The organism is Acinetobacter sp. RF15B (assembly GCF_007558235.1).
Classification (GTDB): domain Bacteria; phylum Pseudomonadota; class Gammaproteobacteria; order Pseudomonadales; family Moraxellaceae; genus Acinetobacter; species Acinetobacter lwoffii_C.
Genome location: NZ_VLSR01000022.1, coordinates 35,582 through 45,482, shown reverse-complemented (window position 1 = coordinate 45,482; position 9,901 = coordinate 35,582). Strand labels below are relative to the sequence as shown.

Below are 9,901 nucleotides of genomic sequence, written 5' to 3'. Positions count from 1 at the left end.
CAATCTTGGCTCATCAATTTTCTGACAAATTCTCTCAAATAAACTTCGAGTAATTTAAACCAATCAATCAATGATAATATTTCGATCAATCAACCAGTAAAAATCCACACAAGTTGTTCTTCATAATCTCTTAATGATCTTTCTAATACCTCGTCAGTATTAGATGCTGGACTTCGACAATCCCAAACAACTCAACGCTTCGCGCTTCGTTCGTTCCGGTTATCTCGTCGGTATGAGGCTCATTATAGGGCAATTTCTTACACGTGCAAGTGCTTTTAACTCACAAGATTCACGACTGTTTTATTTTTATGCACCAAATTGGTTCACTTTCCCACCAATATTTACATAAACTTATAATATTAAACAAAAAATATGAACAAAATATTTCTATTTAGTTTTATAGTTATTTGTTCACGCTTGGTGTTTTAATCGTCACACTTTTAATTTGTACTGCTGTAACTGGTACATTCTGATGCATTCCATAATTACGGGTCGGGACTTTGGCAATTTTATCTACAATTTCCATACCCTTCGTTACTCGCCCAAACACCGTATAGCCTGCATTCATGGCTGAACGATCCAGAAAGCTATTATCAACCAAGTTTATAAAGAACTGAGCTTTTGCAGAGTCAGGCTGATTGGTACGTGCCATAGCCAAGCTACCGCGTTTATTTTGCAAACCATTATAGGATTCATTTTTAATCGCCGCTTTAGCATTTGGCTTTTCTTGCATCGCTGCATCGAAACCACCACCCTGAATCATAAAGCCAGGAATCACACGGTGAAAAATAGTGCCGGTATAAAAGTTGCTTTTGACATAGTCTTCAAAGTTTTTGCTTGAGATCGGTGCCTTGTCATTAAAGAGTTCAATTTCGATATTGCCAGATGAAGTCTGCATCTCAATCAGGGTATTTGCAGCAAAGCCCGGTAAGCTAATGGCAGCTAGTACGATGGCAGACAATGATTTTTTTAACATTTTTTAACTCATCCTTTATATAGATCCGCTTTGGAATGACGGTATATTAAGCTTTTATGTCCAATAATAGCAGTTGTCTGCCAATCAAATACAAGAGAATAATAATGAATTATGCATTTGCACAGGAACAAAATATCAATCAGTTCCCACCTTGGCATTTGCAAGGTGAAGGTTTTATTTTAAATTACTGGCTGACGCCCAGTTTTATCCAGCAGGCCAAAGCGTTTCGAGTTGCGCCTTCAGCATTGGGCCGCGTTGTTCAGGTCCTCTTAATACGTTACCAGAGTTCACCGGTGGGTCCTTATGATGAGCTGCTGATTTTAGATCATCCTCTAATCAGTAAGCGGCGCTTAAGCTCCATTCCCAAAATCTATGTATCTACTCATGAATCTGTAGCACATGGTCAGGCTTTATGGGGGATTCCTAAAGAATATGCTGAATTTGAGTGGGAGGAGCATCATCAGGACACGATTTGCCGTATCAGCCACCAAGGTCACCAGATGAGCCTCTCTATTCGCAAAACCCGCTCACCGCGCCAGTTCTATATAAATAGTCATCATATCCCTGCCTCAATGCTGAGAATCCAGCAGGCCTGGGAAGGGCAGCGTTTTGACTTTAGCCCTCAGTTCCGCGGTTATCTCAGCAAAGTTTTACAGGTAGAATGGCATAATACCGGAGATATTTTTCCCGACTTTTCCAAAGCCAAATATTTACAAAGCTTTTATATCCCGAAATTTAATTTAATTTTCCCTGAAGCTCAAATCTCTTCCAAATAAACAGTATTCATAAGCAGAATAATGATCTCAAAATATAAAAGGTGTTTTAGCAAACACCTTTTAAAATTGGCCCAGCCTAATTGCGTTTATCCCAAAATTTTCGAAAATCCCGAGCGATCTCGATCACATATTTTTTGGCCCGTTTAGAAATCGGGCTTAAATTAATAAACCCATGCGTCTGATCGACATAGTTTTTATGATAGACCCGTACACCATGCTGGCGCAATTTATGAGCATAAATAGAGGCTTCATCATGTAATAGATCATGCTGTGCGGTAATAACATAAGTCGGCGGCAGCTGTTTTAAATTACCATAAGTCGGTGAGACCAGTGGATCATCAAGCGCCATCTGGTGGTTTTCCACATATAGTCGGCTAACCAGATTAACATCCTCTTCAGACAAGACCAGCCCCTCTTTATAGGCATAAAAAGAAGGATGACGGCTCTTGAAATCGAGCACAGGATATAATAGTAATTGCGCCCGTGCTGCATAGCTCTTGCCAACACTGTGCTGTGCTACAACAGTTGCCAGATTACCACCGGCACTATCCCCCGCAACCGCGATCCGGTTTTTATAGATTTTGAGAGTTTTACTGTTCTGATGTGCCCAGGCCAGTGCATCTTCACAGACCTGCACGATTTGTAGCGGGCTATATTCCGGAGTTAAAGGATAGGCCACACTGAGTACCTGTACTTTGGCATGCACAGCCAGTAAACGGCAGAACTCGTCATGGGTATCCAGACTGCCGACCATAAAGGCGCCACCATGATAAAACATGATCATAGGCAGCTTTTTCTGCGGCGCAGGATGATAGTGCCGAGCCATAATGGTTCCGCTATGTAAGGGCAGACGGATATCTTCAACCATTTTCAGTGAAGTCGGCTTGCCCTGAATCGCTTTCATCTGCTGAATAAAATCGACCCGTGCCTTAGCTACATCCTCATGAATAAAACTGGACTTTCCCTGCTTGAGCTGAATAGCCATTAAACATTTAACAAATGGGTCCAGATCCGGATAGATATAAGGATAGTCCAATGCCTTGGCTAGAGCCTCCTGTGCCATACCAGGCATATGGTTCAGCATCCGTGCGCCGAATCCTTGTCCCTTTTCTTGTACATATTTCATTACCGGGTGAGTTTGACTCATGCTTTTCTGCCCCTTTTCTCTTAATTCTTCATATTTTCTACATGATCAGAAGTTTAGTGACCATTCTGTTATAGAAACCTTAATATCTAGGTACACAGAGGTTCTATGCAATACGCTAACCTGCTTTATAAAAGATGTCATTGACAATTTTCTTAAGATTTCTGATGTTTTTTGCGAGCTTAATTGTATTTTAAAGAAGGAAGCCTATGGCCACTAAAGTAATCACGCTAGCTCTTGCAACTGCATTTTTAGCTGTAGGTTGTGTGGCATTTCCGGAAAATGACCATTATGACGGCCGTTATGATCGGCGTGGTTATGACTATCACTATGATCAGGATCATCGTTATAACCGGCAGCGTTGGCAATATGAACAGCAACGCAAGCGTCTGGAAATGGAGCGGCGCAGACAAGAAGTTCGACACCGTCATTGGGAACAGGAGCAGCAACAGGATCTGAAACAGCAGCGCAAAAGTATATCAGCACAACGTCAGAAACAGACTGAAGCGCAACGCAAACGTCGCCAGGCAGCTGAGCAGCAACGTAAAAAAGCCCAGCAGAACCATTCTGGGCATCGAAGCTGGAATGATCGCCATCGCCCGCAACAGCAGTCTCACCGCGGGCATCGCCGCGATTGAAGATTCAAGCGCAAAAACTCAATATCAGCTATGCAATTTAAAACAGACGAAAAAAAGGCTTATCCAGAGATAGATAAGCCAGAAAAACAAGAAACTACAGCGGTAAAATCTGAGTTAGATCCTATTCATTTAAGGCTGAATTGTGAAATACTTTATTGATTGGTTATTAATCTTTTTTAAGTATAAAAAACCAGCAACCCAAAACCAAGCTTGAATAATTTTTCAATTAAAACAGCCAGCTATAATCTAAGCTAAAAGTGACTTTATTCGGCTCTCTCTTCGGAGTAAAGTCACTATTGACAAGGCAATCATACATTTTCCTTCAGCCTATTGGAAACAGATAAAATTTATCCTCTTCATCTAAAATTACGATTGAGCAATAGAATTTGTAATGAGGCAATGCATAGAAAATCCGGATTTAAGCCCACATCATTCGACTAAAGTCTACAATTGTTTAAAAAACCTCGGGTTTGTTAAAAATAACTTAAACTTAAGGATAAATTACGGTGCTTTTATTCTTGGCGCTGAGCTGTACTCAAGAGCTACTAGACGATAAAAGCTGTGCGACTTTTATGAATTTTTCAGACTTTGCTATAAATCCTAAAATTAATCCGTACTTGCGCTTGAATTTTTTGGGCCTGCCCCTATTTCTAAAGTAATTCAGTATTTCAATCATGGCAGTTCAGCATTAACTTGGTTAACACTGATGCCCAAAGGACTGTACATGTTTAAAAACCCATTTAAACGGAGTAAATCAATGGCAACTGAGCAAAACCAGCAGGCTCAAGAACTTGAGCAAGAGCAAGTGGAACAAGACACAGCACAAACTCAAGCAGATACTGAGCAGGCGGAGGTTTCCGTTGAAGCTTTAGAAGAGAAAATTGCCCAGCTTGAAGGCGATCTGAAACTAGAAAAAGCCCGTACGGCCAATGCAGTCTATGAAGCACAAAAAAGTGTGGAACGGATTCAACGCGAATCTGAAAAGCATAAAGATACGGTGCTGGAAAAATTTGCCAAAGAGCTACTGGAAACCGTTGATAACCTTGAACGCGCAATTGCCGCAGTGGGCGAGGAAAAGACTGCTTTTTCTGAAGGAGTTGAGCTTACCCTAAAATCTTTACTGACAACTTTGGAAAAATTTGGTGTGGTGGTGGTGGATACCGCCAATGGCTTTAATGCAGACCTGCATCAGGCAGTAGGTATCGATCCAAATGCCAAAACCAATGAAATTGGCAATGTGCTGCAAAAAGGCTATACGCTGAATAGTCGTTTATTACGTCCAGCAATGGTCATGGTTGGCGCCTAAAGCTAAGTATTTCGGGAGTTTGTGAAATTTTTTCTAAAAATTAACTTGAAAAAATTTGAATGGCTCTCATATCGGATAACAAGTGTAAATCACAAAAAAATTATTGAGGAAACCTCCAAATGGCTAAAATCATTGGTATTGACTTAGGTACAACTAACTCTTGCGTAGCTGTACTTGAAGGCGACAAAGTTAAAGTAATTGAAAACGCGGAAGGTGCGCGTACCACCCCATCTATTATTGCGTATAAAGATGGCGAAATTCTGGTAGGTCAGTCTGCAAAACGTCAGGCGGTAACTAACCCGAAAAATACCCTGTTCGCAATCAAGCGTCTGATTGGTCGTCGTTATGAAGATCAGGCCGTACAAAAAGATATCGGTCTTGTACCTTATAAAATCATTAAAGCAGACAATGGCGATGCTTGGGTTGAAGTAAACGATAAGAAACTTGCTCCACAGCAAATCTCTGCAGAAGTTCTGAAAAAAATGAAGAAAACTGCGGAAGATTATTTAGGTGAAACAGTGACTGAAGCTGTGGTAACCGTGCCTGCTTATTTTAACGATGCACAACGTCAAGCAACGAAAGATGCCGGTAAAATTGCTGGTTTAGATGTGAAACGTATCATCAACGAACCAACGGCAGCTGCCTTGGCATTCGGTATGGACAAGAAAGAAGGCGACCGTAAAGTGGCTGTCTATGACTTGGGTGGTGGTACTTTCGACGTTTCAATTATTGAAATTGCCGACCTGGATGGTGACCAGCAAATCGAAGTATTGTCGACCAATGGTGATACATTCCTGGGTGGTGAAGACTTCGACAATACCCTGATCGACTATCTGGTTGAAGAGTTCAAGAAAGAACAAAATGTGAATCTGAAAAATGATCCACTGGCATTACAACGTCTGAAAGAAGCAGCAGAAAAAGCCAAAATCGAGCTTTCTTCTTCTAACGCAACTGAGATCAACCTGCCATATATCACGGCTGATGCGACTGGTCCTAAGCACTTGGTCATCAATATTACCCGTGCAAAACTGGAAGGTCTGGTAGCTGATCTGGTTGATCGTACGATTGAGCCTTGCCGTATCGCCCTGAAAGATGCCGGTCTGTCAGCTTCTGATATTTCTGACGTGATTTTGGTAGGTGGTCAGTCGCGTATGCCACTTGTACAACAAAAAGTACAGGAATTCTTTGGCCGTGAACCACGTAAAGACGTGAACCCGGATGAAGCAGTTGCAATGGGTGCAGCGATTCAAGGTGCCGTGCTTTCAGGTGACAAGACTGATGTTCTGCTGCTTGACGTCACTCCGTTGACACTGGGTATTGAGACCATGGGCGGTGTGTTAACTCCAATCATCGAGAAAAACACCACCATTCCGGCGAAAAAATCTCAAGTATTCTCTACTGCTGCGGATAACCAGCCTGCTGTAGACATTTCGGTTTACCAAGGTGAACGTAAAATGGCTCAACAAAACAAATTGTTGGGTAACTTCCAGTTAGGCGACATTCCACCAGCGCCACGTGGTGTGCCGCAAATTGAAGTATCGTTCGACATTAACGCTGACGGTATCTTGAAAGTATCTGCAAAAGACAAGAGCACAGGTAAAGAGCAATCAATTCAAATTAAAGCAAACTCAGGTTTGAGTGATGCTGAAATTGAAGCGATGATCAAGGATGCGGAAGCGAATGCAGAAGAAGACCGTAAGTTTGAAGAGCTTGCCAAAGCACGTAACGAAGCAGACGCACTGGTTTCTTCTGCTCAAAAAGCAGTGAAAGATCTGGGCGAACAAGTGACTGCGGATGAGAAAACTGCGGTAGAAACAGCGGTTTCAGAGCTTGAAACGGCTACGCGTGAAAATGATGTAGAAGAGATCAAGGCGAAAACTGAAGCGCTGCAAAACATCATCATGCCGATCACGCAACGTGCTTATGAAGCAGCTCAAGGCCAAGCTGGTGCACAAGGTTTCGACCCGAATGCATTCCAGGGTGGTGAGGCTGGTCAATCACAAAAAGCGGACGATGGCGTTGTAGATGCTGAGTTCACTGAAGTAAAAGATGACAAAAAATAATTTGTCAGCTGACACCTAAAAAACCGCGCGCAAGCGCGGTTTTTTATTCCCTGCATTTTATAAAAAGAAAATGTCCATATTGATCATATTTTTTAGCTCGTCCGTTGAGTGTCTGCGACGACTTAAAGGCAGATAGATAAAACCAGACTTGTCGCTGCTATGCCTTTCAAAGTGCAGTTCTTTTGGAAAAATTAAAATAGTCAGCTAGATTATGTATAAACAATAATTTTAAAATCAAAGACCTATTCTGATTTTCTAAGTATTTTAGGCAGGAGACTCAGTATTGCAGGCTATGTAGACCCCGCCAATCCCATCCACCATTACCCTATAACTCGCTTAGTGAGCGGCTGACTCACTTCCTGGATACCCGTTTGCATTGAGTCCAGCTATTTGCATCACGAGAACAATTTAACCGCCTCACAAAGCTATCTTGCAGATCAGCAACGTTATCTGATCAGTCAGAAAAGCCAGATTGAAACGGAGTTTCCGGCATTGTCATAACGCAAAAATCAGCCTGATTTATTTGAACATGAACGTGAAAAAATTGCGACAGAGTCTCAAGATCTAGAGGTACAGGCAACCCGTTTTCAGTAAGAATACCCGTCTTTGCAGCAGCAACAGCAGACTGACTTTAATCTGCAACTGCCTGCCCATCAAAACGGCTTATAGCAGCAAAATATTCTGCACGCCCAGTAGCGTTCTCCTCCACGCGAATTTGATAAAGGCGTATGTACGGCCAGCCAGATGCAGATTTATCAGTTGGAAGCACAAGATGTTGGACGGCTGACCCTGGCACATGGACTGGGCCATGCTTTGGGACTTCTGCCTCCTCATGGTCTGAAAGCCCTGAGGTATCCGGTTTTGGGTTAGCAAACAAGGTAGGATTTTCAACTGCGACCTGCCGATAAAACCCTACTCTATCGCCGTTAATCTGGCTGAGCCAGAGGATATATTTATCGGCAGATGGACAATTAAGCAGCAGATAAAGGCATTTCATGCTATGGTGAAGGGTAGTATAGTGTTTTAAGCCATCTCTGGAGATTCGTGTGAGTTACTACCATATTTTAATTGAAGTAAAGGATCACATTAGTACGATTGATGAAACCCGTGATGTTGAAATCTTCGATATCAAGGAACTTCAACCTTATCTCCATTCGATTTTATTACCTTATTTTAATGAACAGTTAATTGAACTGGATGATGAAAATCTGGAATACAAAGATATTCTGCATCTAGAAATCAAACAGACCATTTTACCGATCAATGATCTCATTGAAGAAGAACAGCGACTATTACCTAGCGATACTGATATTACCATCAGTGCTTATGAGATTTTTAATAACCGTGACCTCAGCCAGGATGTCACTTCGGTTATTTTCGATCTGCTGGAAGCGGTCAAACTAGAAAACTAGGTTTAAGCGGGTATAAAAAAGTCCTCTAGATGAGGACTTTTTTATTATTACGAAACTTAGATCGAGAATGAAGAACCACAGCCACAGGTTGTGGTTGCATTCGGGTTTTGTACCACAAAGCGTGATCCTTCTAGACCTTCGATATAATCTACGACCGAACCTACCAGATACTGATAGCTGAGTGCATCCACCAGAACTTTCACGTCGCCATTTACAAATTCTGCATCATCTTCATTCTGGCTATCTGCAAAGTTAAAGCCATAAGAAAAGCCTGAACAGCCGCCACCAGTGACATAAACACGGAGCATTAAGTCTTGGTTACCTTCACTGTCACGCAACTGGCGTACTTTATTTGCGGCATTGTCGGTGAGCACAAGCGCTTGAGCATTCATGGCAGATCCTCTATTGAATAGTATGTCTTTAAAAAGAAAAGACCATATTTCAAGTATAACACTCAATATATGGTCAGTCTCTTGAGATTAAAAGTCAAATCTGACTTATTTTATCAGGATTATTTATAGTTCTCATCCTGTAAGGCACATTCGAAATTTTTTGGGTTCTGCTTACAGCGGAACTGCCAGAGCAATTTCATCATGCGTTTGTCATAAATCCCGCGCTTGGTCAGGTCAATTCGGGCATCACGCATCATTTTCTGATAGCCCGGCTTGTCAGCAGCAGGAATATCCATCCAGTATTTTTGCGGAATATCCGCCTTCATCTTACCTAAAATACCAAAAGCACGCGGCAACTGGCCCTTGACCCATTCACGTGATTTTTGTCCATAACCTGCCGGGAATTTGTCCGGGCGAATAATAATATTGCCGGTCACCTGCAAAATTGGGTAATTGACGATTGCACCTTTATTTCCTAGGCCTTTATGCAGCTCAAGTGGCTTAAAAGCAGCAGCTGGTGCTCCAATAATATCGACTTGACCATTATTAAACATGCTGGCAAAGTTGCTGATTTCAGCACTTACGGCTTGCGCACCGACCTGCTGTACCATAATTTTCTGTGCTTCATCATAGCTCAGTACCGCAATTTTTTTACCTGCTGCTTTGGCCACGGTATTGATACTGCGATCATTGACCAGCAGATAAGCGTCCCCGACCGGAATCACGCCGGCAATTTCATATTTCCCCTGTAGCATATGCTTGGCAAAGGTCGGGCTGGCCAGCCCCTGCATGACTTTAACGGCCAGCTTCAGGTCAGTGATGGCACCAATTGCATCCAGAGAACCAGTGAAATTATTAAACTGGCGGCCACGCATTCCGGTAACACTGATTGCATCACATTTACCCGCTTTAAAGTCTTCGGCCACCACGGCCTCATTGGTATTCACGCGCAGCTCAATATCGCCTCCCCAGTTTTTAGCAGCCAGCTGATAGTCTTTCATTAGGCTATATACATCGCCATTTTTACCGACCAGGTCAAATACACATACTACCTGTTTGGCCTGCGTCAGTCCCGAAATCCCGAGCAGGGCCGTACCCAGCATGAGCGCCTTCCATCCTTTTTTCATTCTGCTGTTTTCCTTATCAGATTGTTTTTATTTTTTCATATTGCATGTTCTTGTTTTTAGAGGAACA

10 protein-coding genes are annotated in these 9,901 nt (G+C 42.4%); 6 read left to right on the top strand and 4 right to left on the bottom strand.

All coding sequences use genetic code 11. The annotated features are described in order from the left end of the window. Positions 1 to 403 precede the first annotated feature (403 nt). Positions 404 to 976, bottom strand: coding sequence for a peptidylprolyl isomerase (locus E2K74_RS12795; RefSeq protein WP_151208065.1), 573 nt, complete (start codon positions 974 to 976; stop codon positions 404 to 406). A 104-nt stretch (positions 977 to 1,080) separates the two neighbouring features. Here E2K74_RS12795 and E2K74_RS12790 point away from each other — a divergent pair, with 104 nt between their 5' ends. After that, positions 1,081 to 1,752, top strand: coding sequence for an acetoacetate decarboxylase family protein (locus E2K74_RS12790; protein ID WP_151208063.1), 672 nt, complete (start codon positions 1,081 to 1,083; stop codon positions 1,750 to 1,752). 76 nt (positions 1,753 to 1,828) lie between these two features. On the opposite strand, the gene E2K74_RS12785 is transcribed toward E2K74_RS12790, so the two are convergent. Next, a complete protein-coding gene (locus E2K74_RS12785; RefSeq protein ID WP_151208061.1) occupies positions 1,829 to 2,899 on the bottom strand; it encodes an alpha/beta hydrolase in 1,071 nt (356 codons plus the stop codon). Between the two features lie 206 nt (positions 2,900 to 3,105). On the opposite strand from E2K74_RS12785, the gene E2K74_RS12780 reads away from it, so the two are divergent. The 5 genes from E2K74_RS12780 (at position 3,106) to E2K74_RS12765 (ending at position 8,315) form a co-directional block, all read left to right on the top strand. Then, complete coding sequence (locus E2K74_RS12780; protein WP_151208059.1) at positions 3,106 to 3,534, top strand: hypothetical protein; 429 nt, start codon at positions 3,106 to 3,108, stop codon at positions 3,532 to 3,534. 757 nt (positions 3,535 to 4,291) lie between these two features. Continuing rightward, a complete protein-coding gene (grpE, locus tag E2K74_RS12775) occupies positions 4,292 to 4,840 on the top strand; it encodes a nucleotide exchange factor GrpE (protein ID WP_151208057.1) in 549 nt (182 codons plus the stop codon). A gap of 119 nt (positions 4,841 to 4,959) precedes the next feature. Continuing rightward, entirely contained in the window at positions 4,960 to 6,903 is a 1,944-nt protein-coding gene (dnaK, locus tag E2K74_RS12770; protein WP_151208055.1) for a molecular chaperone DnaK, read from the top strand. Positions 6,904 to 7,647: 744 nt separating this feature from the next. After that, positions 7,648 to 7,773, top strand: a complete 126-nt coding sequence (locus E2K74_RS15025) for a hypothetical protein (RefSeq protein ID WP_258170045.1) — start codon at positions 7,648 to 7,650, stop codon at positions 7,771 to 7,773. Positions 7,774 to 7,937: 164 nt separating this feature from the next. Then, positions 7,938 to 8,315, top strand: a complete 378-nt coding sequence (locus E2K74_RS12765; protein ID WP_162850573.1) for a hypothetical protein — start codon at positions 7,938 to 7,940, stop codon at positions 8,313 to 8,315. 56 nt (positions 8,316 to 8,371) lie between these two features. Here E2K74_RS12765 and erpA read toward each other — a convergent pair whose 3' ends face one another. Further along, the gene (gene erpA, locus E2K74_RS12760) at positions 8,372 to 8,707 is read right to left on the bottom strand and encodes an iron-sulfur cluster insertion protein ErpA (protein ID WP_151205216.1); all 336 of its coding nucleotides are present in this window, start codon (positions 8,705 to 8,707) and stop codon (positions 8,372 to 8,374) included. 119 nt (positions 8,708 to 8,826) lie between these two features. After that, positions 8,827 to 9,810 carry a putative solute-binding protein gene (locus E2K74_RS12755; protein ID WP_161982805.1) on the bottom strand — a complete coding sequence of 328 codons (984 nt, stop codon included), beginning with the start codon at positions 9,808 to 9,810 and terminating at the stop codon, positions 8,827 to 8,829. Between the last annotated feature and the right edge of the window lie 91 nt (positions 9,811 to 9,901).

Bases quoted from the DNA above. Each gene is read 5' to 3' on its own strand.
- E2K74_RS12755 (WP_161982805.1), bottom strand. From the start codon at position 9,810: ATGCTGGGTACGGCCCTGCTCGGGATTTCGGGACTGACGCAGGCCAAA.
- E2K74_RS12785 (WP_151208061.1), bottom strand. From the start codon at position 2,899: ATGAGTCAAACTCACCCGGTAATGAAATATGTACAAGAAAAGGGACAA.
- dnaK (WP_151208055.1), top strand. From the start codon at position 4,960: ATGGCTAAAATCATTGGTATTGACTTAGGTACAACTAACTCTTGCGTA.
- grpE (WP_151208057.1), top strand. From the start codon at position 4,292: ATGGCAACTGAGCAAAACCAGCAGGCTCAAGAACTTGAGCAAGAGCAA.
- E2K74_RS12790 (WP_151208063.1), top strand. From the start codon at position 1,081: ATGAATTATGCATTTGCACAGGAACAAAATATCAATCAGTTCCCACCT.
- E2K74_RS12795 (WP_151208065.1), bottom strand. From the start codon at position 976: ATGTTAAAAAAATCATTGTCTGCCATCGTACTAGCTGCCATTAGCTTA.
- erpA (WP_151205216.1), bottom strand. From the start codon at position 8,707: ATGAATGCTCAAGCGCTTGTGCTCACCGACAATGCCGCAAATAAAGTA.
- E2K74_RS15025 (WP_258170045.1), top strand. From the start codon at position 7,648: ATGCAGATTTATCAGTTGGAAGCACAAGATGTTGGACGGCTGACCCTG.
- E2K74_RS12780 (WP_151208059.1), top strand. From the start codon at position 3,106: ATGGCCACTAAAGTAATCACGCTAGCTCTTGCAACTGCATTTTTAGCT.